At 67.3% G+C, this 24,066-nt stretch carries 22 protein-coding genes and 1 pseudogene; 15 read left to right on the forward strand and 8 right to left on the reverse strand.

What is annotated here, in order from left to right:
- The first annotated feature begins 20 nt into the window (after positions 1 to 20).
- The 6 genes from ACWZHB_RS07275 (at position 21) to ACWZHB_RS07300 (ending at position 6,178) form a co-directional block, all read left to right on the forward strand.
- Positions 21 to 1,229, forward strand: coding sequence for an acetyl-CoA C-acetyltransferase (locus ACWZHB_RS07275; RefSeq protein WP_427907154.1), 1,209 nt, complete (start codon positions 21 to 23; stop codon positions 1,227 to 1,229).
- Complete coding sequence (locus ACWZHB_RS07280; RefSeq protein ID WP_427907155.1) at positions 1,226 to 2,731, forward strand: class I adenylate-forming enzyme family protein; 1,506 nt, start codon at positions 1,226 to 1,228, stop codon at positions 2,729 to 2,731. The genes ACWZHB_RS07275 and ACWZHB_RS07280 overlap by 4 nt, the downstream gene beginning before the upstream one ends.
- 60 nt (positions 2,732 to 2,791) lie before the next feature.
- Positions 2,792 to 3,613, forward strand: coding sequence for a metal-dependent hydrolase (locus tag ACWZHB_RS07285; RefSeq protein ID WP_427907156.1), 822 nt, complete (start codon positions 2,792 to 2,794; stop codon positions 3,611 to 3,613).
- Between the two features lie 30 nt (positions 3,614 to 3,643).
- Positions 3,644 to 4,567 carry an SDR family oxidoreductase gene (locus ACWZHB_RS07290; protein ID WP_427907157.1) on the forward strand — a complete coding sequence of 308 codons (924 nt, stop codon included), beginning with the start codon at positions 3,644 to 3,646 and terminating at the stop codon, positions 4,565 to 4,567.
- A 113-nt stretch (positions 4,568 to 4,680) separates the two neighbouring features.
- Positions 4,681 to 5,301 carry a TetR/AcrR family transcriptional regulator gene (locus ACWZHB_RS07295; RefSeq protein WP_427907158.1) on the forward strand — a complete coding sequence of 207 codons (621 nt, stop codon included), beginning with the start codon at positions 4,681 to 4,683 and terminating at the stop codon, positions 5,299 to 5,301.
- Between the two features lies 1 nt (position 5,302).
- Positions 5,303 to 6,178 (forward strand): MaoC/PaaZ C-terminal domain-containing protein, encoded by an 876-nt coding sequence (locus tag ACWZHB_RS07300; protein ID WP_427907159.1) that lies wholly within the window; start codon positions 5,303 to 5,305, stop codon positions 6,176 to 6,178.
- Positions 6,179 to 6,257: 79 nt separating this feature from the next.
- Here the strand turns inward: ACWZHB_RS07300 and ACWZHB_RS07305 are convergent.
- Positions 6,258 to 6,454 (reverse strand): annotated as a pseudogene (locus ACWZHB_RS07305) (IS701 family transposase); the annotation flags it as partial.
- A gap of 50 nt (positions 6,455 to 6,504) precedes the next feature.
- Positions 6,505 to 7,290: a pentapeptide repeat-containing protein gene (locus tag ACWZHB_RS07310; protein ID WP_427907160.1), complete on the reverse strand. Its 786-nt coding sequence runs from the start codon at positions 7,288 to 7,290 to the stop codon at positions 6,505 to 6,507.
- 188 nt (positions 7,291 to 7,478) lie between these two features.
- Here ACWZHB_RS07310 and ACWZHB_RS07315 point away from each other — a divergent pair, with 188 nt between their 5' ends.
- The 9 genes from ACWZHB_RS07315 to ACWZHB_RS07355 all read left to right on the forward strand — a co-directional run bounded on the left by ACWZHB_RS07315 (position 7,479) and on the right by ACWZHB_RS07355 (position 18,999).
- Complete coding sequence (locus ACWZHB_RS07315) at positions 7,479 to 8,660, forward strand: MFS transporter (protein ID WP_427907161.1); 1,182 nt, start codon at positions 7,479 to 7,481, stop codon at positions 8,658 to 8,660.
- 175 nt (positions 8,661 to 8,835) lie between these two features.
- Positions 8,836 to 10,107: an MFS transporter gene (locus ACWZHB_RS07320; RefSeq protein ID WP_427907162.1), complete on the forward strand. Its 1,272-nt coding sequence runs from the start codon at positions 8,836 to 8,838 to the stop codon at positions 10,105 to 10,107.
- 13 nt (positions 10,108 to 10,120) lie between these two features.
- Positions 10,121 to 10,966, forward strand: coding sequence for a fumarylacetoacetate hydrolase family protein (locus ACWZHB_RS07325; RefSeq protein WP_427907163.1), 846 nt, complete (start codon positions 10,121 to 10,123; stop codon positions 10,964 to 10,966).
- Entirely contained in the window at positions 10,963 to 12,591 is a 1,629-nt protein-coding gene (locus tag ACWZHB_RS07330) for an FAD-dependent monooxygenase (protein WP_427907164.1), read from the forward strand. The genes ACWZHB_RS07325 and ACWZHB_RS07330 overlap by 4 nt, the downstream gene beginning before the upstream one ends.
- Positions 12,572 to 14,242 (forward strand): carboxyl transferase domain-containing protein, encoded by a 1,671-nt coding sequence (locus ACWZHB_RS07335; RefSeq protein WP_427907165.1) that lies wholly within the window; start codon positions 12,572 to 12,574, stop codon positions 14,240 to 14,242. Before ACWZHB_RS07330 ends, ACWZHB_RS07335 begins: the two co-directional genes overlap by 20 nt.
- A 38-nt stretch (positions 14,243 to 14,280) precedes the next feature.
- Positions 14,281 to 15,411 carry a DUF3500 domain-containing protein gene (locus ACWZHB_RS07340; RefSeq protein WP_427907166.1) on the forward strand — a complete coding sequence of 377 codons (1,131 nt, stop codon included), beginning with the start codon at positions 14,281 to 14,283 and terminating at the stop codon, positions 15,409 to 15,411.
- Between the two features lie 33 nt (positions 15,412 to 15,444).
- Positions 15,445 to 16,863 (forward strand): acyl-CoA synthetase, encoded by a 1,419-nt coding sequence (locus ACWZHB_RS07345; protein WP_427907167.1) that lies wholly within the window; start codon positions 15,445 to 15,447, stop codon positions 16,861 to 16,863.
- Positions 16,826 to 17,929 (forward strand): alpha/beta hydrolase fold domain-containing protein, encoded by a 1,104-nt coding sequence (locus ACWZHB_RS07350; RefSeq protein ID WP_427907168.1) that lies wholly within the window; start codon positions 16,826 to 16,828, stop codon positions 17,927 to 17,929. Before ACWZHB_RS07345 ends, ACWZHB_RS07350 begins: the two co-directional genes overlap by 38 nt.
- Positions 17,926 to 18,999: a quercetin 2,3-dioxygenase gene (locus ACWZHB_RS07355; protein ID WP_427907169.1), complete on the forward strand. Its 1,074-nt coding sequence runs from the start codon at positions 17,926 to 17,928 to the stop codon at positions 18,997 to 18,999. The genes ACWZHB_RS07350 and ACWZHB_RS07355 overlap by 4 nt, the downstream gene beginning before the upstream one ends.
- 208 nt (positions 19,000 to 19,207) lie before the next feature.
- On the opposite strand, the gene ACWZHB_RS07360 is transcribed toward ACWZHB_RS07355, so the two are convergent.
- From ACWZHB_RS07360 to pcaG, 6 genes are read right to left on the reverse strand one after another with little or no spacing between them, the layout of a single operon-like run.
- Complete coding sequence (locus ACWZHB_RS07360; protein WP_427907170.1) at positions 19,208 to 19,876, reverse strand: 3-oxoacid CoA-transferase subunit B; 669 nt, start codon at positions 19,874 to 19,876, stop codon at positions 19,208 to 19,210.
- Positions 19,873 to 20,562, reverse strand: a complete 690-nt coding sequence (locus ACWZHB_RS07365; protein ID WP_427907171.1) for a 3-oxoacid CoA-transferase subunit A — start codon at positions 20,560 to 20,562, stop codon at positions 19,873 to 19,875. The genes ACWZHB_RS07360 and ACWZHB_RS07365 overlap by 4 nt, the downstream gene beginning before the upstream one ends.
- A complete protein-coding gene (locus ACWZHB_RS07370; RefSeq protein WP_427907172.1) occupies positions 20,559 to 20,882 on the reverse strand; it encodes a thiolase family protein in 324 nt (107 codons plus the stop codon). The genes ACWZHB_RS07365 and ACWZHB_RS07370 overlap by 4 nt, the downstream gene beginning before the upstream one ends.
- Positions 20,879 to 22,249: a bifunctional 3-oxoadipate enol-lactonase/4-carboxymuconolactone decarboxylase PcaDC gene (gene pcaDC / locus ACWZHB_RS07375; RefSeq protein WP_427907173.1), complete on the reverse strand. Its 1,371-nt coding sequence runs from the start codon at positions 22,247 to 22,249 to the stop codon at positions 20,879 to 20,881. The genes ACWZHB_RS07370 and pcaDC overlap by 4 nt, the downstream gene beginning before the upstream one ends.
- Entirely contained in the window at positions 22,246 to 23,508 is a 1,263-nt protein-coding gene (locus tag ACWZHB_RS07380) for a lyase family protein (protein WP_427907174.1), read from the reverse strand. The genes pcaDC and ACWZHB_RS07380 overlap by 4 nt, the downstream gene beginning before the upstream one ends.
- On the reverse strand, positions 23,508 to 24,065 hold the full coding sequence (gene pcaG / locus ACWZHB_RS07385; RefSeq protein ID WP_427907175.1) for a protocatechuate 3,4-dioxygenase subunit alpha: 558 nt from the start codon (positions 24,063 to 24,065) through the stop codon (positions 23,508 to 23,510). Before pcaG ends, ACWZHB_RS07380 begins: the two co-directional genes overlap by 1 nt.
- Position 24,066: the final 1 nt, after the last annotated feature.

Here is a 24,066-nt window from a genome sequence, read left to right on the forward strand (position 1 = left end):
CTTATCGGAAAGGAATTCCCATGCCGGAAGCAGTAATCGTCGCCACGGGGCGCAGCCCCATCGGACGTGCTCAGAAAGGCTCGCTGGTCGACATACGGCCCGACGATCTCGCGGCTCACATCATCGGGTCGGTGGTAGACAGCATCGGTCTCACACCGGAAACGATCGACGACGTCATCCTCGGCTGTGGGCTGCCCGGCGGCGAGCAGGGCTTCAACCTCGCCCGGGTCGTCAACGTGCTGCTCGGCTGGAACAGCACACCCGGGACCACCGTGAACCGGTTCTGCGCCTCCTCGCTGCAGGCGATCCGGATGGCCGCCCATGCCGTGAAAGCCGGTGAAGGAAAGGTTTTCGTCGCCGGCGGAGTCGAAACGGTCAGCCGCTACGTCCACGGCTCCGCGGACGCGTTCCGCCCGGCCACCGACAACCCGAAATTCGACGAGGCGAAGGCCCGCACCGCCGAAATAAAGTCCGCGGGCGGCTGGACACCGGCCACCGACGGCCTGCCCGATCTCTACATCGATATGGGCGACACCGCCGAGAACGTCGCCGACCTGTGCAACGTATCCCGGCAGGTGATGGACGAGTTCGCCGTCCAGAGCCATCAGCGGGCCATCGCCGCGCGCGAGTCCGGGTTCTGGGCCGAGGAGATCATCCCGGTCACCACGCCGTCTGGTGTTGTTGTGGATTCCGATGACGGTCCGCGCCCGGGCACCACGGTGGAAAAACTGGCGGCGCTGCCGGCTCGGTTCCGGGAAAACGGCCGGGTCACTGCCGGTAATGCCTGCCCGCTCAACGACGGTGCGGCCGCGGTCGTGGTAATGAGCGCGGACAAGGCGAAGGCGCTGGGCCTGACGCCGCTCGCGCGGATCGTCGCGTCGGCGGTCTCCGGCCTCGACCCAGAGATCATGGGACTCGGACCGGTCGAAGCATGCCTGCGAGCGATGAAATCCGCTGGCCTGGCCGCCTCCGATATCGACCTGCTCGAAATCAACGAAGCCTTCGCCGCCCAGGTGATCCCGTCGGCCGAACAACTCGGGATCGGCTGGGACAGGCTCAACGTCAACGGCGGCGGTATCGCACTCGGGCACCCGTTCGGTATGACCGGCGCGCGCATCATGACCACCCTGGTGCACTCACTCATCCGGCGCGACAAGACCTTCGGCATGGAATCGATGTGCATCGGGGGCGGCCAGGGCATGGCCATGATCGTCGAACGCCTCTCATGACCAGCGGCATCGCCGGAATTGCCGGCCCTGTATCCCTGGGCGAGCGCATCCGCGAACTGGCACAGCACGACCCGGACCGGATCGCACTGCGATTCTTTCCCGTCGCCGGCCCCCAGCAGGACCTCACCACCGCAGAACTCGACCGACGCTCCGATCAGGTCGCCACACTGCTGGCCGATTTCGGTGTGCGGGCGGGTCAGCGGGTGGCCATCGGTTTGCGCAATTCGCCCGAGCACTTGGTCGCTGCGCTCGGGGCGTGGAAGATCGGCGCAGGAATCGTCACCATGCGCTGGGATGTCCCGGCGTGGGAACGCGACCGGCTGCTCGACGTCACCGAGCCGGCCGTGATCGTGTCCGACCACGACGAGGTAACCACCTCGGGTATCCACATCGTCGACGTGGCCCGCGCCGCGCAACTCACTCCGCGGCAGATCGGGATCAGCACCCCCACTCACGCGATGGCGATCCCGACCGGCGGATCGACCGGCGCTTCGAAAGCCGTGGTCCTGCCGGTTCCGGGCGCAATGGTCCCGGGGACGGTGTTCGCCGCCACCTACGCCATGTTCGGGATGGCCCCTATCGACCGGCACCTGATCATGGGCCCGCTGTATCACGGCAACCCGCTGATGATGGCGCACGGCGGGCTGTTCGAAGGCCAGCAGATCCTGCTGATGGAGAAATTCGACGGACCGGCCTTCATTCGAATCATCGCCGAGCACCGTCCGCAGTTCATGACCCTGGTCCCGACGATGATGCGCCGCCTGCTCGACACCCCCGGTATCGACGCCGTCGACTGGTCCTGCTTCCACACGATTCTGCACGGCACCGCGCCCTGCCCGGGGTGGCTCAAACACCGATGGATCGAGCTGGTCGGCGGCGAACTGCTGTGGGAGATCTTCGCCTCCAGCGAACTCGTCGGCTCGATCATCGTGCGCGGCGACGAATGGCTCACCCGGCCAGGAACCATCGGGCGGCCCGCACCGGGCACCGAACTGCGGATCCTCGACGACGACCTACGGGAGGTAGACACCGGTGAGGTCGGGGAGATCTATCTGCGGTTGGCAGGGGTCGACGCACCTCTGTTCGACTACCTCGGCAAGGACCGGCCCAAAGTCATCGAAGGCGGCTATGTCTCCGTCGGTGATCTCGGACGGGTCGATGAGCAGGGCTACGTCTACTCCGCCGACCGCAAGGGCGATCTCATCATCACCGGCGGCGCGAATGTCGTCCCGGCCGAGGTGGAAGCCGCGCTCGGCGAGCACCCCGACATCGCGGATGTCGTCGTCATCGGAATCCCCGACGAGGACTGGGGCCACCGCGTCCACGCCCTCGTGGAAGTCGAACGCGGGCATACCCGCCCGGCGGCAGACGAACTCAGGGCCTTCGCGAAATCCCGCCTCACCGCCTACAAGGTCCCCAAGACCTTCGAGTTCGTCGACCAGATGCCGCGCAGCGAAATGTTCAAGGTCCGCCGCGCGGCACTCGCCGCCGACCGCAGCTGACCCAGGCCGATCACCGGCTGCCCGGCCCACACACCCTTCACCCCATCTGAGGAGTCCGCCATGGACAGCATCAGTGTCCGCAAGATGACCTTCGAATTCCCCGAAGACATGGAACTCGTCTTCCTCGAGAACGATCCCGACCTGTCCATCTACTTCCTCGGCTCCTGGATGTCGCTGCCATATCTGGAGCCCTATCTGATCAAGAACGTCCGGCGCGCCGCCGACGAGATCACCGATGCCGCGCTCGCCGAGCGGATCAAACTCTTCTGTGCGCAGGAAGGCGTGCATTTCCGCGAGCACGCCAAGGCAAACGATGTCATCCGGGCTGCGCACCCCCAGTTCGTGGTGATGAAGGAGCTCGAGGAAGAACTGCGTGCCGAGTACGAGCGGTTCACCGAAACCAAATCGCTGCGCTGGAATCTGGCCTACGCCGAGGCCTTCGAATCGTTCACGACCGCTGGCGCCATCACCCAGTTCGAGATGCGGATCTTCGACAATATGGTCGCTCCGCTCGGCGACCTTTTCGCCTGGCATGTGATGGAGGAACTCGAACATCGCACGGTCGCCTACGAAGCCCTCGAAGCGGTCGAACCCAGCTATTGGTACCGGGTCCTCGTCGGGACCCGTTGCCTGATGCACTACCTGCGCTGGTCTTTCAAGCTAGCCGGCGCCATGGCCAAGGCGGCGCCCGAGATCATGAAACAGCCGATCGGCAAAGCCGAGAAGAAGCGGCGTAACAAGCTGCGCCGCACCCTGCTGCTGCGGACCTTCCCGCGGACCTTGCGGGTGTTCTCCCCGCGCTACCACCCCCGCGACCTCGCCCTGCCGGACAGCTTCTACGAGGTCCAGAGCAAGTACGACGAAATCGTCGCCGGTTCCTGAAATTCACTCGACACCCAAAGGAGAAACTCTGTGTCCCCTCTCTGTGAAGGCCGCGTGGCCTTGGTCACCGGCGCCGGCCGGGGAATCGGCCGCGAACACGCACTCTCGCTGGCCCGGCACGGCGCCGCTGTCGTGGTCAACGATCTCGGTGGTGCGGTGACCGGCGACGGCAGCGACACCAGCCCGGCGCAATCGGTGGTGGACGAAATCACCGCTCTCGGTGGCCGCGCCGTCACCGACGCCGGCAATGTCGCCGACTGGGACGATGCCCGCGCCATGGTCCAGCGCGCGATCGACGAATTCGGCACCCTCGATATCGTCGTCAACAATGCCGGAATACTGCGCGACCGGATGCTGGTGAACATGTCCCCGGACGAATGGGACGCGGTGATCGCCGTTCACCTGCGCGGTACCTTCAACGTCACCCGGCATGCCGCCGAGTACTGGCGCGACCAGCACAAAGCCGGTGCATCGGTCGACGGCCGCATCATCAACACCAGCTCGCCCTCCGGCCTGTACGGCAATATCGGGCAGGCCAACTACGGCGCCGCCAAGGCGGGGATCGCGGCGTTCACCACGATCGTCGCCGAGGAGTTGTACCGCTACAACGTCACCGCCAATGCCATCGCCCCGGCAGCACTGACACGGATGACCGAGAACCTGGTCAGCGTCGACGCGGAAATCGCCGCCCAGCTCGACCCCCGCTGGATCGCGCCCCTGGTCACCTGGCTCGCCTCGCCCGAATCCCGCAACGTCACCGGCCGGGTATTCGACGTATCCGGCCAGGCGCTGTCGATCTCCGAAGGCTGGCATCGGGGGCCGACCACCGGCGCGGTCGGCGAAGCCGAGGATATCGGGCAGGCGGTCGCCGACCTGATGGCCAAGGCTCGGCCGAACGCCGACATGACCGGGACCGACGCCGAAGGACCAGGTCGGCCGACACATTCGCCGTAACCGACGAACGCCGGGCGGAGAATCCGGGGCGTCAGTGGGGCAAACTGTAACCGGCAGTCCGTTCTTCTACACTCGGAAGACGAACCGGACTGCCGACCCAGGGGAGCGCGACCATGACCAACACGACGGAGATCTTCCAGGTTCCGCCCCGGCCACTGGCACGCATCCCGCACTTCTCTACCCGGCAGGAGGAGATCCTCGACGGACTGCAACGCGCCATTCTCGCCGACGGCTTCCGCTCCCTGCGCCTCACCAACGTCACCAAGGACCTGAGCACGTCCTACGCCACCCTGTACCAACTCGCACCGAGCAAGGACGAGCTCGTCGCCTTGGTGATCGAACGCTGGTATCAGCGCGCGATAGACGCCGCCGTTCAGCGCCTGCATTCGGCGCACGACCCGATTGCCCGGATGCAGGTGTGGACCGATTTCGGTGTCGAGGGTGTGGGACGGACCTCGCGCGTGTTCTGGCTCGATGTCAACGCGCACAACGCCATTCGCGGCCTCGTCGCGAGCTACTCGCATTACTACGTCGAGGTTCTGCGCACCATTCTCGATCACGGTATCGAACTCGGAATCTTCCGCCCGATCAACACCGAACTGCTCGCCGCGGTCTGGGAAACAGCGGCCACCAAACTGGCCGACCCCGAACTACAGCGCGACGAATCTCGCGACCTGCGCCAACTCTCGGCCGACTGGGTCGACCTCGTACTCAACGGAATACTCAGGACTTGAATTGCCTCTCAACGCTTCCGCCGTCGGACTGACCCTGAAACCGTGGACCACCACGATCGATGCCCGACGGCTGATGGCCTATGCCGCCGGCCTCGGCCACACCGACGACCTCTACTTCGACACCACCCGCCCCACCGGCATCATCAACCACCCCCTGTTCCCGCTGTCACCGGAATGGGACCTGCTCACCGACCCCGACTCCGGAATGGCAGCCCTCGGGCTCACCCGCGCCGAAACCCACCGCGGCGTGCACGCCGGCCACGACCTGCATCTCCACCGCACCATTCCCGCCGATGCCACGGTGACGGTCTGCGCTGAAGTCACCGGTATCCGGCGCACCTCCGCCGGCGCGCTGATCGCCATGCGATTGGAGGGCGCCGACGGCGACGGCCCCCTGTGGACAACCTGGATGGACTCCCTCTACCGGGATGTCGACGTCGACGGAGCCGATCAAGTGGCCGACGCTGCACCTGAACGTCCCGGACCGCCGCCGCAATCCACGCAATCCCGCAGCGGAGCGGTCCGGATCGAAACCTGGGCCCCGCACGTCTACGGCGAATGTGGCCGCCTCTGGAACCCCATCCACACCGATCTTGCCGTCGCCCGCGCTGCGGGGCTGCCCAGCGTGATCCTGCACGGCTCGGCCACCCTGGCACACGGAGTCGATTGGGTGTTGGCCGCCCTCGGCCGCAGCCCGGAGCAGGTACGCCGGGTCGGGGCCTCCTTCCGCGCGGTCGTTCCAGTTCCATCCACCATCCAGCCCACGCTCCACACCGTGGACACCCAACCCGACGGCACCAGCACAGCGCATTTCAGCGTCTTGAACGGAGCCGGCAACCAGGCAGTCCGCGACGCTTACGTGGTGTTGAACCCATAGGCCGGTCGCAGTCCATGTCGTCCCCGTGCCGAGTTCGGCACGGGGACGGTTCACCGGTGCGACCCTTCACAGTCGTCTACGCACAGAACACGCCGAGCTGACAATTCTCCACCCGACCGCCCGTTCCCGAGTGTTGCTGTTGCACCCCAACAGATTTACGCGCGTCGTCACGGACTCCGTCGACGTCGCACGCGGCCTTGTTCAGCAGCGCTGCATCCCGTTCGGCGTCAAATCGCCCGCGGCTTAGGCCAAGGTCCCACCGTTTTCCCCGCCAACAGCACGAAACCCTATGCTACCCAACAGCATCGCTAAGAAATGCTGGAGTATTACGGGCTACACCTCGGTGGAGTGAACCCCTCAGGCCAATCCGTGACTTGATCGCAGTGGACAATCGCATCGGCGATTGTGTACGGCTTGTCCAGCGCCAAAATGAAATGTTCTAGCGTTAGTCCGTCGATTCTCGAAAGGTCGGCACCTGATATGTCGACGTCCAAGAACTCGGCGCCTGTCACGTCAGTTGACACGAAAACGGCAGAAGTGGCGTTTGCTCCTCCCCAGAAGGTGTAAGACAGGTTGGATCGGTTAAAGTTTCCCAGCTGAAAATTCGCATCCCGAAATAGTGATCCTGAGAGATTGGTTTCCACGAAGTTTGCGCGCGCTAGAACGGAGTCGTTGAACAATGTATTGCTGAAATTGCCGCGTTTCATATCGGCGCCAACCAGGCATGCGTACGACAGGTCGACTACGGTGCCACCGTGTGGCATCCTACCTAGCACTGTTATGGCTGCCTGGATATTCGCAGCGAGTCGTATCCCTGGTCCCGCATTCATGGCGGGAACTGTGCACTTGGATGCCGGAGCTTCGTTGCGCACGTACGCGGACAAAAGCTCCACGGTGGTGCCTCGGTCGGTAGGAGAGTCGTTTGCTAAACGTTCAAGAAGGTAAATGCCTGCCAGTTGCGAATTTATTTTCTCGGAGCTCAGTTGCTCGGTAGCTTTTGCGAGCCGGTCGGTGATGGCAGATTCCCGTGTGGTTGAATTCTGGGCATTCGTTGCGCGCAGAGTTTGTCCAGTGAAATACAGTGCCGCGACTGCGGCGACTGCTGTGGTCAACGTTGTGAGTGTGGACCAACCCGACCAGGTGAAGGCTTGATGGATCAGGCGCGCGATCTGCTGTCGCCGAGTGAGCGGGGGTGGCGCGGGGTCTGTCGCTGGGGGAGGGTTCGGATCCGGTGTGGGAAACGGGTCACCTGTGGTCATGAATCCCCCAGTGCATCGGTGTTGTGAGCGAAAACCACTGTATGGCAGCGGATGTCGAACAGTTCGGGATGAGGGCTATCCATCTCACCGGGCTCGGTGTCGGCGGAATTCTGGACTGCACCAACGTGATCGCCAGCGAGTACTCCTCCACGCGCTGGCGCGGGTTGCCCATCGGTCTCTACACCGCGGGCTACGGGCTCGGCGCGACACTCGGCGGCCTGGCCGCGGTGTTCCTGCGCGACGAATACGGCTGGCGGGCGGTGTTCGTGTGCGGCGCCGTGCTCACCGGTCTGGCGCTGATGTTGCTGGCGCTGTTGCTACCGGAATCGGTGGATTACCTGCTCACCGGCGGACGGCGGGACGTACTCGGCCGGGTCAACCGCATCGCCGCGCGCATCGGCCAGGAACCGCTGCCCGAACTTCCCCCGACGCCGGCTTCGGGCGCCCCGCGCGCGGGCAGGGTCCCCGACCTGTGGGCGAGCGCGTCCGGAATCGTCCACGGACCGAGAAGGTCTCGATGCGGCGCGCTCTACACTGACGGCATGGCGATCCAGGGGTCACTCACGCGGGCTGAGTCCCTGGTGTCGCATATCCAAGATCGGATCGCGGCGGGGGAGTTGCGGGCGGGCGACAAGCTGGGCACCCGCCAGCAGCTGCAGGAAGAGTCGGGGATGGCGCGGGGGACCGTCATCGAGGCAGTTCGGCTGCTGCAGGATCGTGGCGTCATCACCGTGCGCCCCGGTCCCGGCGGCGGGTTGTTCGTCGCGGAGCGGTCCTCGATCGTCCGTCTCGGCCGCACCCTGCTGACCGTCGACAACGACCCAGGTGGGGTGGCGGAGGCGATCGCCGTCCGCGAGGAACTCGAGCCATTGGTCGCCGAATTGGCGGCCAGGCACCGCAGTCCCGCCGATCTCGCGGAGCTGCGCCGACTGCTCGACACCGTCCGCGATGCCGCCGGTGACCCGGAGGGATTCATCCGCGCCGTGTGGGGATTGCATCGCCGGATTGTCGCGATCGTCCCGAATCGTGTGCTGCGCGGCACCTATCTGGGGCTCGAGGAGTACATCGAGCAGCACGCCACCAGGGCCAGTCGAGCCCGTGATGGGGGCAATTCCGAGTACTTCGCCCGCCGCACCGCCGTCCACGAGGAACTGGTAGCCGCCATCGAATCCGGCGATCCGGCCCGTGCTCGTGCGGCTGCCGCCGAGCACGCACGGCACTGAATTTCGGGATCCATGTCCCGCTGACCAGCTCTTTCGCTCTCATATTTGGTGTGATGGGCGTCTAATCGAGCCGAATGGTTGACACCACCCCCCGGTTTGTGGCTACCATCACACATAACGGTTATAACCGTTTCTGGAGGTCTGGCCTCCACCATCCTTTGACCAGAGGTACCGCATGACACTCCCAACGACTTCGACCCGGGTGGGTCGCGGCGCTGTGCTCGTTCCGATTCTGTGCTGGGCCGCGCTACTGAGCGACGGCTATGACCTGTTCGTCTACGGCGCGACGCTGCCCGCTCTGATCGGCCACGAACCGTGGCACATCACCGCCGCGGCGGCGGGCTTCGTCGGCAGCGCGGCACTGGTCGGTGTGCTGATCGGCTCGCTGACCGCCGGTACGCTCACCGACCTGCTCGGCAGGCGACGACTTTTCCTGGCCTGCTTGACCCTGTTCTCGGCGGCGACATTTGTGACGGCCTTCTCGCCCACCTTCGAGGTGTTCGCCGCGACCCGGCTGGCCGCAGGACTCGGCATCGGCGGCTTGCTGCCGACGGCGATCGCCATGGCCGCCGAATTCGCCGCACCCGAATACCGGTCCCGAGTGCTCGGCATGGTGCTGACCGGGCCCGCGTTCGGCGGTGTCCTCGCCTCGACGGCGTCGCTGGTGCTGCTCGAGGACTTCGGGTTCCGTCCGGTGTATGCCCTCGGCGCGATTCCGCTGGTCACCTTGCTGCCCATCGCCTTCGCGAAGCTGCCCGAATCACGGGTTTTCGCCGTGGTGAAAGCCGACGACGGCCGGTCGGTGAAGTCCCCGGTGGCCGAGCTCTTCGGCGCGGGGATGACCAGGGCGACGGTGGGTATCTGGTTCGTCGCCGTGTGCAGCATGCTGACGATGTTCGGGGTGACCACGTGGTTGCCGCAGATCATGCGCAACGCCGGCTATCCCATCGGATCGGCGGTCACCTTCCTGCTGATCTACAGCGCCGGCGCCATCGCGGGCACTCTTATCGCCGCGGCGCTGGCCGAGCAATTCGGCCCGAAACCGTTGGTGCTCACCGGTTTCGCGACCGCCGCGGTGGCGCTGGCGCTGCTCGGCACGCATCCGCCGACGGCCGTGCTGATGCTGCTGGTCGCGGTGGCCGGGTTCGGCGGCCTTGGTACCCAGAACATGCTCAACGACCACATCGCCTGCTTCTACCCGGCCCGGATCCGGGCGACCGGCCTCGGCTGGGCGCTGGGTATCGGGCGGGTGGGCGCGATCGCCGGACCGACCTACGGCGCCGCTTTCGTCGCAGGCGGCGGCGCGGTGATCGTCAGTTCGCTCGCGTTCGCCGCGCCCGCCCTGATCGGCGGCGTGCTGATGGCCACCCTCCCGCGCCGGCCACGCACCAGCGAAACCACAACTCCCGTAGACCACGATGCCGCTTCACTGCCGGCCACACCCTGAGGAAAGTGACTCGATGAAACTCATCGGCTACCGCACCAGCGAACAGGACCCGATCTCGGTCGGTGTGCTCGACGGCGAGACCATCCGCCCGCTCGCCCCACTCGACGAATTCTGGAGCGACGCCTTCACCTGGATCGACCGCGCGCAGCAGATCGAAACACCGGGAATCGACGTGGCCCTGGTCAATGTCGTCGCGCCCGTTCCGGCTTCGGCTCGGGTGATCTGCGTCGGGCTCAACTATCGCGCACACGCCGCGGAGGGTGGCTTCATCCCGCCCGAATATCCGACCCTGTTCGGCCGCTGGCCCGCATCGCTCACCGTCGGCGATGTGTCCGCGCCGGTGCCTGCCAACGAAGCGGGCCTGGATTGGGAGGGCGAGGTCGCCGCGTTCATCGGCACCAGGCTCGAAAGTGTGGATCCGGCAACGGGAGTCGCGGGCGTCGCCGGTTACGCCTGCTTCAACGACCTCACCTCGCGCAAGGCGCAGAAACTCACCGCGCAATGGACACTCGGCAAGAACGGCGACCGGTCGGGGCCGCTGGGGCCGCTGGTTCCGGCGCACGAGGTCGGGGACCTGTCCGAGGGGCTGCGCGTGCGCACCAGGGTCAACGGCACCCTCGTTCAGGACGGCAACACCCGCGACTTCATCTTCCCGCTCGGCGACATCATCGCGCTGATCAGCGAAACCTTCACCCTGCATCCCGGTGACATCATCGCCACCGGCACCCCCGAAGGTGTCGGCTACGTGCGCAATCCGCCGTGGCTGCTGGGGCCCGGTGACATCGTCGAGGTCGAGATCGACAAACTCGGTGTACTGCGCACGCCGATCGTCGATGCGAGCGGAAGGAAAGGGGCATGACCGACACCACGGCGGATCCGGTGCTGATCGTCGGCGGTGGACCCTCCGGGCTGGCCGCCGCCCTGGAGCTGGCGCGGCACCGGGTGCGCAGCATCGTCATCGAACCGCGTGTCGAGGTCGACACCACCCGCCCGAGGGCGAAAACGACCAACGCGCGGACCATGACCCATCTGCGCAGGTGGGGGCTCGCCGACGAATTGCGCGCGGCCGCACCGCTTTCCGTGGAATGGGCCCAGGACATCGTGTTCTGTTCGACGCTGCTCGGCTATGAGATCACCCGATTCGCCAACGGCTTCCAGCTCGAGGTCGACCGGCCGGAATGGGCACCGGAACCGGGGCAGCAGGCGCCGCAACCGGTGGTGGAGCTCGTCCTGCGCGGCGCCGTCGAACGCGACCAGTACGTCCAGCTGCGCCTGGGTGCCCGCGTCACAGCGCTCGACGAGTTGCCCGACGGCACCGTCCGCGCGATCGTCGAAGACGAGGCGGGCGCGAGCACCACCATCGACGCGCAGTACGTGCTCGGCTGTGACGGTGGTGGGAGCATCGTGCGCGAGAGCATCGGCGCGCAGTTCGAAGGTTCCTCGGGCGAACGGCCCAACCTCAGCATTCTGTTCCGCGCACCCGGCCTCGCCGAGCGGGTGCGGTTCGCCAATGCCGTCCACTACTGGGTGATGGCGCCTGGCGCGGCCGGGATCGTGGGGCGGCTCGATCGCGCGGACACCTGGTGGGCCATCGTGCAGGGCGTCGACGTGCGGACGGGGATTGTCGATCCGGAGGCGTTGCTGCATGCGCTGATCGGGGATCGGGCGCCGGTGGAGGTGATCGCGACCGATCCGTGGGTGGCGCGAAAACTGCTGTCCGACAAGTACCGCCGGGATCGGATCTTCCTGGTCGGGGACGCCGCGCACCTCAACCCGCCTTGGGGTGGGCACGGGTACAACACCTGCATCGGCGACGCGGTGAACATCGCCTGGAAGATCGCCGCGACCGTGCACGGCTGGGGCGGCCCGGCGCTGCTCGACAGCTACGCGGCCGAACGCCGTCCGGTCGCCGCGCGCACGATCGCCGACGCGGGCGCTCAGGAAACAGCGCTGGCACACCACTTCTCGACGGTCGAGATCGGGGAAGCGGGCCCGCCGGCCGATCTCGCGCGCAGCAGGACCGCGACCGCGCTCGCGGTGAAGAAGAGCGAATTCCATTCGCTCGGACTGGTATTGGGCTATCACTACGGCAACTCGGCCGTCATTGTTTCCGACGGATCCGCGCCACCGCCGCAGGATCCGATCGAGTATGTGCCTTCCGCCTGCCCCGGCGCACTACTGCCGCACGTGTGGCTGCGCGAGGGCCGGTCACTGTATGACGTGCTCGGCCCGGAATTCACCCTGCTCGTGCTCGTCGACGACGCGCCCGCACCCGATATCGCCCCGATTCTGGCGCGGGCCGAGGAGTTGCGCGTTCGAGTGACGGTGCGGTCGCTCTCGGCCGCCGACACTGAGGACGGGCGATCCCCGCACGAGATCTTCGGTGCTCGCCTGCTCCTGGTTCGTCCCGATCAACACGTGGCGTGGCGGGGTAATGATCCGGCTGTCGCGGAGAAGGCCGTCGATGTCGTCGCCGGCTGGTGAGCGCTCGCCCGCCGGGCGCACCGACCGGCTCGCGATCGTGGCAGACCGGGCGCCGGTACTCGCGCTGCTCGCCGGGCTGGTCGATCCGGGCGGGTTCCGGCCCTGGCCGGACCGGCTCGTCGATGTCGGCCCCGATGCCGGGTACGCACGGCAGTTGGGCGCTGCCCGTGCGCGAACCGGGCTCGACGAAGCCGTCGTCGTGGGTGAGGCTCGGCTGGGTGGGCGCCGGATCGCGGTGCTGGCAGGTGAATTCGGGTTTCTCGGCGGGTCGATCGGTGTCGCCGCCGCGCACCGGCTGGTGACTGCCATCGAGCGCGCCACCAGCAAAGGGTTGCCGCTGCTGGCGCTGCCCTGCTCCGGCGGCACCCGCATGCAGGAGGGCACAGTCGCTTTCGTGCAGATGGTCAAGATCGCCGCGGCCGTCGCCGATCACAAGCGGGCCGGGTTGCCATATCTGGTCTATCTGCGCCACCCCACCACCGGCGGGGTCTTCGCGTCCTGGGCCTCGATGGGACACCTCACCCTCGCCGAGCCGGGCGCGCTGGTCGGATTTCTCGGTCCTCGGGTCTACGCGGCGCTCGGTGCACCCCTGCCCGAGGGCGTGCAGCGCAGCGAGAACCTGCTCGCGCACGGACTCGTCGACGCCGTGGTGTCACCGGAGGCGCTTGGGGGGTGGCTGTCGCGGGCGCTGGCGGTACTCGATCGCGTCGGCGAACCGGGCATCGGACACCAGGCAGGCATACCCGATGTCGCCGAAGCCGGGCCCGGCACCCTGGACCTGGGTGGGCAACCGGACGACGGCGCAGCGCACGCCGGTGCGGATCGGGGCGGCGAAACGACCACCGAAGTGTCCGCGCTGCCGCCGCGGGCCATCCCCGGCGCGGGATCACCCACCGACCCGTGGGAATCGGTGCTCCGCACGCGCCTGCCCGATCGCGTCGCCGCAGCGGACCTGCTCGCCCTCTGGCCCGACCACGTGTCGCTGCACGGCAGCGCCGAGGGCGATGCCGCACCCGGCGTGCTGGCCGCGATCGCGCGGATCGGCGGCGCGCCCTGTGTCTTCCTCGGGCACAGCCGACAGCCGGGCCCCGGCGCCGCCGCGACGCTGACCGATGGCGCCCTGCGCACAGCCCGGCGCGCGATTCGGCTCGCCGCCGAACTGTCGCTGCCGGTGGTGACCGTCATCGATACCGGGGGAGCGGAATTGAGCACGGCCGCCGAGGAACAGGGGATCGCCGGTCAGATCGCGCGCTGCCTCGCGGATCTGATCACCCTCGAGACAACGACCGTGTCGATCCTGCTCGGACAGGGCACCGGTGGGGCGGCACTGGCCTGGCTGCCCGCCGACCGGGTCATCGCCACCCAGCACGCGTGGCTGAGCCCGCTCCCACCCGAGGGTGCCAGCGCCGTCGTCCACCACGACGTCGACCACGCCGCGCAGCTGGCCCGCGAGCAGGGCATCCACGCGAATGCCTTGTCACGCAACGGAATAGTCGACGAGATCATCAGCGAACACGGCGATCCGACCCAGGTGTGCCTGCGCGTCGGCGCCGCCGTCGAACATGCCTTGCGCGCACTCGCGACCACGAATCCGGCCGACCGATACACCCGCAGACGCCACCGCTACCGCGAACTCGGGGTGTCCGCATGACGCCCTCCCTCCCCCCGAGCCGAGAACAGGAGCTCAGCATGTCCGCTCTGTACGAAGCGCCACAGACCGCGACCAAACTGGTGGTCACGGCCATGGGCCTGATCGACACTTTCGACCGAGACCAGCGCGCCGAAGCGGTCGTCGCCGACTTCACCGACCCGCGCAGGCTCGACTGGGACATCATCCCGCGCCCGGACCGCACCGGCCTCCCGCTGCACCGCCTCGACCGGCACCAGAAGGTGCTGATGTGGGACCTGATCCGGCTGGCCGTACCCCTGCGCACCTTCACCAAGGTGCTGGCGATACCCCAACTCGAACATGTGCTGCGCGACTACGAATACGACTTCCTCGGCCCCGCGCTGCCCGCGTGGCGTACCTCGGATTCGTACTTCCTGACCTTCTTCGGCCGCCCCGGATTCGAAGACACCTGGACGATGCGGTTCCTCGGTCACCACGTGTGCCTCAACATCACCGTCGTCGAACAGCGGTGGATCGCCGCGACGCCGGTGGCGCTGGGTCAGCAGCCCACCGAATACGACGGCGTGCTGCATCCACTGGCCGACGACGAGGGCCTCGGTTTCGAACTGCTGGCCGGATTGGACGACGACCAGCGTGCCGAGGCTGTGATCCACGATGTCGCGCCCGCTGATTTCGTCACCAGGCAGGTGCCACGCATCGGCGCCTACGAATATCCGGATCACTATGACCTCGGTATGCCCGACTACACGATCACCGATTCCGACCGGGTGGCACTGAAGTTCGTCCGCGACAATCCCGCGGGCATCGCCGGGGACACACTCGACGCGGCCGGGCAGCACCTGCTGTGGCGCCTTGTCGATTGCTACCTGGACAGGTTGCCCGGCGAAGCCGCCGACGCACACCGAAAGGCATTGCGAGCGGCGGGTATCGGGGAAATCCACTTCGCCTGGGCCGGTGCGCCGACCCGGGGAAAGCCACACTATTTCCGGGTGCAGACTCGCCACCACCTCATCGAAGCGGTCAATGCCGTCGGTGGCGGAAATCATCTGCACACCGTGCTGCGCGACTTCGACAACGACTTCGCACACGGACTGCTCGATGCACAAGCCAACCGTGACAGGTCTTGGGGAACAGCACATCTCGGCAGCCGTTCGGTGTCGAGCGCGGAATCCGATCCCGGTCTCGAATGAGACCCTCCTGCCAACTCCTGTGAGGAAACCACGATGCCAGTACCACTGCTGAGCTCCCTGTATCGCGCGACCGACGGGGCCGACCCCCTGGTAACCGTCGACGGCCGGTCCCTGTCGAGGGAGGAACTGCTGGCCGCGGCCGCCGCTGTCGCCGACAAGGTCGCGGGCGCGAGGGCGGTCGCCGTCGACGCGCGACCCGAACTCGAGACGGTCGTCGCCGTCGTCGGCTGCCTGCTTGCCGGGGTGGCGGCGGTTCCGGTGCCCGCCGACGCCGGTGCGGTCGAGCGGCAGCACATCCTCGCCGACTCGGGTGCGCAACTGTGGCTCGGCGAGCCCCGAGCGGATGTCGGGGTGCCGACGATCACGGTGGATCCGGGCGCGCGGTCGTCGTCGAGCTACCCGCAGGTCGACCCCGCGGTGCCGGCCGTCATCATCTATACCTCCGGCACCACCGGAGCCCCGAAGGGCGTGGTGCTGTCGGGCCGGGCGATCGCGGCGAGCGTCGACGGCCTCGCGCAGGCCTGGCAGTGGAGCTCGGAAGATGTTCTGGTACACGGACTTCCGCTGTTCCACATCCACGGTCTCATCCTCGGCGTGCTCGGTGCGCTGCGCATCGGATCACCGTTGATCCACACCGGCCGCCCGACGCCGCAGCGGTACGCGGCGGCCGGGGGGACCCTTTATTTCGGGGTGCCGACCGTGTGGTCGCGGGTGTGCGCCGACCCCTCCTCGGCGCGGGCACTGTCGGCCGCCCGCCTGCTCGTCTCCGGCAGCGCCCCGCTGCCGGTGCCCGTATTCGACGAGCTCACCGCACTGACCGGAGCGGCCCCCGTCGAGCGCTACGGCATGACCGAAACGGCGATCACCGTGAGCACCCGCGCCGACGGTGAGCGGAGACCGGGTTGGGTGGGCTTACCCTTGGCCGGGGTGCGGACCCGCCTGCGCACCGAGTCCGGCGACCTGGCCGCACACGACGGAGAAACACTGGGGCAGTTGGAGATCCACAGCCCCTCCCTCTTCGACGGGTACCTGAACAATCCGGCCAAGACCGCCGAGGCGCTGACCGGCGACGGTTGGTTCCGCACCGGCGATATCGCCGTCATCGATGCGGGCGGCTTCCACCGCATCGTGGGCCGCGCCTCGGTCGACCTGATCAAGTCCGGCGGCTACCGCATCGGGGCGGGCGAGGTGGAGCAGGCCCTGCTGGCCCACCCCGCGGTCGAGGAGGCCGCGGTCATCGGCGTCCCCGACACCGACCTCGGTCAACGGATCGTCGCCTATGTGGTCGGTGCCGTACCCGAGGAGAAATCGCTCATCGACTTCGTCGCGGGCACCTTGTCGATCCACAAACGGCCACGCGAGATCCGCATCGTGGACGCGCTGCCGCGCAACGCGATGGGCAAGGTGCAGAAGAATGTGCTCCTGGACGAACAGCGCCGTTCGCGGCGATGAAGCGGCGCCGCGCGAGCGCGCGCTGATAGAGTATCTACTCAGGCAGAGACCCACGGTGAGGCCTTACAACCGCTGCGGCGGCGACCCAGGCCCAGTCTCTCCGCTCGAAGGAGTTCCTCCCTTGGACACGGCTTCGCCCGTAGTCCGTTCCACCACCGAGTACGCACCTGGTTTGCTGCTCGATATCGTGCGCCCATGGCATTCGACGCGGCGACCTTTGGCTGCGATCGTATGGCTACATGGTGGTGGATGGCGGCTACAAGACAGAACTGCCTGCCCAGATCTGGTGCGGCATTACGCTTCACATGACTTCGTCATGGTCAGTGTGGACTATCGGTTGGCGCCGACGACGACCCATCCCGGCCAGCTTTTCGATATTCGTCGTGCGGTGCGGTGGTTACGCGTCAACGGTGCCGAATACGGCATCGACCCCGACCGGATCGGGGTGTGGGGCTCGTCGGCGGGTGGCCACCTGGCGGCCCTCACCGGAGTGCATTCCGGCGTGCTCCGATTGCCCGGCGAAGAAGAGGTTTCGGTCAGCAGTGCGGTAGCCGCGGTGATGGATGGCTACGGGGCCGCCGACCTGCCCGCCATGGTCGATCTCACGGGACAGCAGGCGCCCCGGGACCACGATTCTCCCGAGGCCGGTCTGCTCGGCGGCGCGATCCGGGACAAACTGGATTCCGCGGTGTCGGCGAGCCCGGCACGGCAGGTGAACGGCGGCACACCACCGTTTCTCATCATGCACGGACTCGCCGACAACTTGGTGCCGCCCAGCCAAAGCGTGGCCATGTACAACGCTCTCGCGGCACACGGGAACGACGCGACCCTCTACCTCATCGAAGGTTTCGGGCACGGATTCCTCAATCCCGGCGATGTGCTCGAGCTCGGCCCGGACCAGCATCTCGACCAGGGCCGTCTCGAACGCGAGCCCACGGCGCGCGCACAGATCCGCACCACCACCGAGGCGGGCGCCGACCTCGCCGAACGACATCCGTGTGCGTCCTTTTCCGCCATCGCGGATTTCTTCGCCCGAACACTGAAAGCAGGTCAGTGCCGATCATGACGGCCTTCGACATTCCGACTATCGACGAGGTCCATTCCCTCGCTCCAGCCATCGACACCCTGCCCGGGCGCTGCGCCCCCTACTACATGGCCGCCGGCGAGGGTGAACGCCACGAAATCGGTGGACAGCTGATCACCGTGATCGCTCGTGCCGAAGACACCGGCGGGCAATTCGGTGCCGCATATATCTACGGCGGCAAGGGTATCGAGACACCGTTCATCTCCCACGAGCACGAGCACCGCTTTCTGTATGTCACCGACGGAGAATTGCAGGTGTGGTTACCGGGCGAAACGCAGGTCCTCGCGCCCGGCGGATCCGTCGCGATTCCACCCGGCGTTCCCTACGCCTACCGGATGCTCTCGCACCGTACGCGGTTCCTGAGCTGGCTCACGATCGGTGACGGCCACCGGTTCGCGCAGGCGAGCGGCTACGAAACCTCGTCACACGTGTTCGATATCGATGCGGAGCAACCGATTTCGCCGATGCGGCAGTCGGAACTGGCGGCGCGGTTCGGCGTCCGGATCCACGACCTGGACAAGCGTGATCTGTCCCCGCGCACCGGTGCCGAGCTGCCGTTGGATCAGACGCCCTATGTCCTCGAGGCCGGCGAGGGTGACCGATGGGCAAGCATGGGTCAACTCAATTCCTACCTGGCGCGTTCCCGCAATACCGGCGGAACCTACTTCGCCATGCACACCATCGGCGGCAAGAGTTCCTATATCCCGCGGCATTTCCACCGGCAGCACACCGAGAACTTCCTCTGCCTGGAAGGGCGAATCCTGCTGCACGCGAACGGAAAAGAAATCCTGCTGACCAAGGGTGATTTCCTCCACGCCCCGGCAGGCACCATTCACAGTTTCGCGTTCGACAGTCACAACACCCAGATGCTCGGACTGCTGACCACCGACGTGTTCGAGAAATTCTTCGAATACATGAACACACCCACCCAGGCCCACGTGCACATCGAGGGTGGCGATGAGACCTTTCCGGTCGAGGGTTTCGCCCGTGCCCGCGCCGAACTCGACCTCGAGGTCGTCGGCCCGCCGCCGCAACGGGGTGCGGGCGGGTAATGCGGGGCAGGCTTCTTCAGTGGGCGGACTGCGCGGGTTCGCTGCGGTAGCGCGAGCGAGGTCCGTCGATGCGGCAGATCCCAGACGATGTCCCTGGTGGCCGCAGCGCTGATCACGAGTCTCCGGTATTCGGTTCGTCTTATCGGCCGAGAATCAGACGCCTGGGCGCCGACGGCTGGACGCCGTCGGCGCAGGCACCTCCCAGCTCTCAGGACGTCAGGTCGAGCCCTGTCCTGTCGGCCAATGCCTCGAGCGAGATCCCGTAGGTCGAACGCACCCGTACCTGTTCGGTGCCGAGCTCGAAAATCGCGTAGTCGCTGTAGATCCGGCTGACGCAGCGACGACCGGTCAAGGGGTAGGTGCACTCCCGCACCAGCTTGGACACGCCGTCGCGGGTGAACAGCGACATCATGACGAAGACCTGTTTGGCGCCGATGGCCAGGTCCATCGCGCCGCCGACCGCGGGGATGGCGTCGGGGCCGCCGGTGTGCCAGTTGGCGAGGTCGCCGGAGGTGGAGACTTGAAAGGCGCCGAGCACGCACACGTCGAGGTGGCCGCCGCGCATCATGGCGAAGGAATCGGCGTGGTGGAAATAGGAGGCGCCGGGGGTTTCGACGACGGGGATCTTGCCGGCGTTGATCAGGTCCGGGTCGATCTCGTCGTCGATCGCGGCGCGACCCATGCCGAGCATGCCGTTCTCGGTGTGCAAGACGACATTCTGCTCCGGTGTGAGGTGGTCGGCTACCGTTGTCGGCTGGCCGATGCCGAGGTTGAGGTACGCGCCCGCGGGGATGTCGGCGGCGATCAGCGCGGCGATCTCGTGTTTGCCGAGCGGCGCGCGGTCGGGGTATTCGACGGTTGTCGGCGTGCGGTTCATCCCGGCACTCCTTCTCGAGTCGGTTCGGCCACGTGTACCACCCGGTCCACGAAGATGGCGGGCGTGATGATGTTCTCCGGATCCAGCGCACCGGTCTCCACGACCTCGCCGACCTCGACGATGGTGGTGCTCGCGGCGGTGGCCATCACGGGACCGAAGTTGCGAGCTGTTTTGCGGTACAACAGGTTTCCCATGCGATCGGCCTTGGATGCCTTGATGAGCGCGAAGTCGCCGCGGATGGGGTATTCGAGGACGTAGTCGCGGCCGTTGATGGTGCGCTGTTCCTTGCCTTCGGCCAGGGTGGTGCCGACGCCGGTCGGGCTGAAGAACGCGCCGATACCGGCGCCCGCGGCGCGCAGCCGCTCGGCGAGGTTGCCTTGCGGTACCACCTCGAGTTCGATGCGGCCGCTGCGGTAGAGGTTGTCGAAGATCCACGAATCGTGTTGGCGGGGAAAGGAACAGATGATCTTTTGGACATTGCCGGTGGCCAGCAGTGCCGCCAGTCCTTGGTCGCCGTTGCCTGCGTTGTTGTTGACCACGGTGAGGTCTTTCGCGCCGAGTCGGCGCAGGGCATCGATGAGTTCCATCGGTTGTCCGGCGGTGCCGAAACCGCCGATCAATACTGTTGCTCCGTCGGGGATGTCGGCCACAGCGGCGTCCGGGTCAGTGCCGTGGGTGATGCTCACGCTGTCTCCTCGTTCTCCAGTACGGCAGCCAGTCCCTGGCCGACGCCGATGCAGATGGCGGCCACACCCCAGCGGATACCGGCCCGCACCAGGGCCTTCTCGGCGGCCTCGACCGGTGCGTAGCCGAAGCGGTGCGGTTCGACCGCGTGCGCGCCGCGGCTGGCGATGCGCGTCAAAGGGGTGCGGCCGAGACGGTCTGCGGCAGCGGCCGAACCGGGCAGCACTGCGGAAGCGCCGTCGCTCAGTGGTGAGGCGTTGCCCGCGGTGATCGTGCCGGGCTCGCGGAACGATGTCCGCAGTTCGGCCAGGGTGCCTGTCATCGAGCGGTGCTTCCTTCGGGTTGGGTGGTCAGCGTTTCCTGCGCGATGCGGAATGCGGTGTTGGCGTCCGGTACACCGCAATAGATCGCGGACTGCAGGATGACCTCTTTGATCTCGTCGTCGGTGAGGCCGTTGGTGCGGGCCGCGCGCAGGTGCATCGCCAGTTCCTCGTGATGGCCACGGGCGATGAGGGCGGTGAGCACGATCATCGACCGGCTGCGACGGTCCAGGCCCGACCTTGTCCAGATACCGCCCCAGGCGTAGTCGGTGATCAATTCTTGGAACTCGCGGGTCAGGTCGGTGGTGTTGGCGATGGCCCGGTCGACGTGGGAGTCGCCGAGAACGGCGCGGCGTACAGCCATTCCGGCAGCCCGCCGATCGGTCAGCGTCACTTCCCTTGGCGCTGCGTCGTCGGTCGAGAGCGGTGATGCGGTGGCCGGTCCGGATCCGGTCGGTGAACCGGTGCCCCCGGCTGGTGGCGAGCTGTATCCGGCGCTCGCGAGGCCTTCCTTCGTGGCTGGCGGGCCGACCCTGCCCGGGAGGCAGGGATCGGCCTCGGCAGTGAGGGCGTCGGCGAATCCCGCTGCCTGGGTGATGATCTGGGCGACATCGGCGGGTGCTTCGGCGGGGGCGAGGTGTGCGACTCGATCGAGGACGAGGAGCCGACCGTGGCCGACCTCGTGTGCTAACTCGGCCATGGCGGCGACTGTGGTGACCGGATCATAGGCGCCCGCGAGAGCGACGATCGGTGTGTCGATGCGCGAGAGATCGCCACGAACATCGAAGCTCGCCAGTGCGTCGCAGACTGCCGCGTATCCGGCAACGTCGGTGTCGGAAAGTGAATGCAATAGTGCCGCAGTGACTTCGGGCTGTTGGTCGACGAAACCGGGTGCGAACCAGCGTCGGGCTGATCCCTCGACCAAGACCGAGGTTCCACCCGACCGGACCAGCTCGGCCCGGTCCCGCCACAGCTGTTCGTCGCCGATGCGCGCCGCTGTACAAGCGAGGACGGCGGTGGTGATCCGGCCCGGCCAGTCGAGCAGTAGTTGCAAGCCGACCGCGCCGCCGACCGAGACACCCGCGTAGACGAAGTTGCCACCGGTCTCGCCGCGCTCGGTCAGCACGCCGTCGACGAAAGTCTGGACACCGGTAGCGAGTTCGGCGATTGTGAAGCCCTCCGCTACTGCGGCGCGATTGTGCCCGTGGCCGGGCAGATCCCAGGCCACGACGTGGAATCGCTTGCCCAGCAGACCGGCGGCGGCTGACCAGAGCGCGACCGCGGACGTGCCGAGGGATGGGCCGCAGACCAGCAGTGGCAGGGCAGGGGAGCCGCCCAGTTGCACGCCGGTCACGGTTGGGATCGTCATCGTCGACCTCCGGTGGGGGTGGGTTCCTGCGTTCGGGCGCGGTCGAGAACGCTGTCGATCAGCGCGTCGGCACTGCCCAGGTAGTGGCTCGGGTCGAAGTCCGTGTCGGCGGCATCGTCGACGAGATGGGCGAGGTTGTGCTGTTCGGCGAGGAGCCCGGAGCCCGCGGACCGCACGAGCCGAGCCATCCGGCCGGTGTCGACGTGCAGACCCGCGAGCAGTTCCGCGGTTTGATCGGCGGCGGTGAGTGCGTGCCGGGCGAGCTCGACCAGTGGCGTCCACTCGGTGTGCCATGCCCCGTCGGGGCGCTCGTCGACCGTGGTCGCGGCGGCGAGGTGGAGTTGGGCAGCGAGGCCGGGAGCGGTCAGGGCGGCACGGCGAATCAGCACCGACAGAATCGGATTGGCTTTGTGGGGCATGGTCGAGGAGCCGCCACGACCGGGTGCGGCGGGTTCGGCGAGTTCGGCGATCTCGGGGCGGGCACGGACCAGCACGTCGCCCGCGATGTGGCCCCACGCGTCCAGCGCCCGGGTGAGGGCGTCGGCGAGGCGCGTGAGCGGTGCCCGGACGGTGTGCCAGGGCGGTGACCAGGGCAGACCGAGCCGGGTGGCCGCGCTGTGGGCGAGGGTGATCGCGTCGCCCTGCCCGCCGGTCAGCCGCAGAAGTTCAGCCGGCGCGGCGAGAGTGCCTGCCGCACTGCCGATCTGGACCGGGAGTCGGTCGCGCGCGTCGCGCAGGTCGTCACGGGCTTCGAGGACACCGTGGAGCCAGTGGGCCGCGGTGAGCCCGAAGGTGACCGGGACCGCGTGCTGGGTGAGGGTGCGCCCGGCCATCGGGTCGGCGCGGTGCCGGTCGGCGAGGGTGGCCAGCGTGTGGATCTGGGTTTCGATCCGCGCCAGAACGGCGTCGGCAGTGTCGCGTAGGCCGAGGACGAGCGCGGTGTCGAGAATGTCCTGGCTGGTCAGGCCGCGGTGCACCCAGCGCGCGGCCTGCGGGTGGGAATCGGCCAGACGCGCGCGCAGCAGGGTGACGAGCGGGATCACCGGGTTGCCGCCCGCTTCGGCCGCCAGCGCCACGGCGTCCGGATCGATCGTGCCGACCGAATCGGCGAGGTCGATCGCCGCCTCGGCAGGAGCGATGCCCGCCTCGACCAGTGTTGCCAGCCATGCGGTTTCGACCTGGACCATTGCGCGGATCACCGCCGAGTCGGACAGGTGCTCGCCCGCACGATCGTCGCCCGGCCAGAGGAGCGCGGGCATCAGCGCGCTCCGTATTCGATGAAGACGGTCTCGCCGGAACCCTGCAGGGTGATATCGAAAACGAAGCCGTGTTCGTCGGGCCGGGCGATGAGCGTGGCGCGCCGCTCCTCGGGCACCGTCGACAGCAGCGGATCGTTGGCGGCGGCGTCGTGGTCGAGCGGGAGGTAGGCCCGAGTGAACAGGCGGTGCATCAACCCGCGCGCGAAGACGGTGATCGCGAAGAACGGCGCGCGGTGCGGCTCGGCCGGGCCGGGCCGCAGGGTGGTGAAGCTGTAGTGGCCGGTGTCGTCGACGGGAGTGCGACCGAAGCCGGTGAAGGTCCAGCCGTCGCGAGCCAACGAGCCCTCGACCTGCGGCACCGACCCGTTCGCGTCGGCCTGCCACAATTCGATGATGGCGTCGGGGACCGGGATCCCGGCCCCGTCGAATACGGTGCCGTGCAGCCGAATTGCCCCGGGACAGCCGACGGGGACCAGTTCGGCGCCGCCGTCGAACGGCAGGGCATAGCCGAAGAACGGGCCGACGGTCTGGCCCGGAGTGGGCGCGAGAGTGGTCATT

The organism is Nocardia sp. FBN12 (assembly GCF_054031145.1).

What these genes read in the sequence shown, in the direction of transcription:
- ACWZHB_RS07275 (WP_427907154.1), top strand. Translation starts at nt 21, where the DNA reads ATGCCGGAAGCAGTAATCGTCGCCACGGGGCGCAGCCCCATCGGACGT.
- ACWZHB_RS07380 (WP_427907174.1), bottom strand. Translation starts at nt 23,508, where the DNA reads ATGCCCGCGCTCCTCTGGCCGGGCGACGATCGTGCGGGCGAGCACCTG.
- ACWZHB_RS07315 (WP_427907161.1), top strand. Translation starts at nt 7,479, where the DNA reads ATGGCAGCGGATGTCGAACAGTTCGGGATGAGGGCTATCCATCTCACC.
- ACWZHB_RS07355 (WP_427907169.1), top strand. Translation starts at nt 17,926, where the DNA reads ATGACGGCCTTCGACATTCCGACTATCGACGAGGTCCATTCCCTCGCT.
- ACWZHB_RS07370 (WP_427907172.1), bottom strand. Translation starts at nt 20,882, where the DNA reads ATGACAGGCACCCTGGCCGAACTGCGGACATCGTTCCGCGAGCCCGGC.
- pcaG (WP_427907175.1), bottom strand. Translation starts at nt 24,065, where the DNA reads ATGACCACTCTCGCGCCCACTCCGGGCCAGACCGTCGGCCCGTTCTTC.
- ACWZHB_RS07345 (WP_427907167.1), top strand. Translation starts at nt 15,445, where the DNA reads ATGCCAGTACCACTGCTGAGCTCCCTGTATCGCGCGACCGACGGGGCC.
- ACWZHB_RS07340 (WP_427907166.1), top strand. Translation starts at nt 14,281, where the DNA reads ATGTCCGCTCTGTACGAAGCGCCACAGACCGCGACCAAACTGGTGGTC.
- ACWZHB_RS07280 (WP_427907155.1), top strand. Translation starts at nt 1,226, where the DNA reads ATGACCAGCGGCATCGCCGGAATTGCCGGCCCTGTATCCCTGGGCGAG.
- ACWZHB_RS07285 (WP_427907156.1), top strand. Translation starts at nt 2,792, where the DNA reads ATGGACAGCATCAGTGTCCGCAAGATGACCTTCGAATTCCCCGAAGAC.
- pcaDC (WP_427907173.1), bottom strand. Translation starts at nt 22,249, where the DNA reads ATGACGATCCCAACCGTGACCGGCGTGCAACTGGGCGGCTCCCCTGCC.
- ACWZHB_RS07335 (WP_427907165.1), top strand. Translation starts at nt 12,572, where the DNA reads ATGTCGTCGCCGGCTGGTGAGCGCTCGCCCGCCGGGCGCACCGACCGG.
- ACWZHB_RS07320 (WP_427907162.1), top strand. Translation starts at nt 8,836, where the DNA reads ATGACACTCCCAACGACTTCGACCCGGGTGGGTCGCGGCGCTGTGCTC.
- ACWZHB_RS07350 (WP_427907168.1), top strand. Translation starts at nt 16,826, where the DNA reads ATGTGCTCCTGGACGAACAGCGCCGTTCGCGGCGATGAAGCGGCGCCG.
- ACWZHB_RS07295 (WP_427907158.1), top strand. Translation starts at nt 4,681, where the DNA reads ATGACCAACACGACGGAGATCTTCCAGGTTCCGCCCCGGCCACTGGCA.
- ACWZHB_RS07330 (WP_427907164.1), top strand. Translation starts at nt 10,963, where the DNA reads ATGACCGACACCACGGCGGATCCGGTGCTGATCGTCGGCGGTGGACCC.
- ACWZHB_RS07325 (WP_427907163.1), top strand. Translation starts at nt 10,121, where the DNA reads ATGAAACTCATCGGCTACCGCACCAGCGAACAGGACCCGATCTCGGTC.
- ACWZHB_RS07360 (WP_427907170.1), bottom strand. Translation starts at nt 19,876, where the DNA reads ATGAACCGCACGCCGACAACCGTCGAATACCCCGACCGCGCGCCGCTC.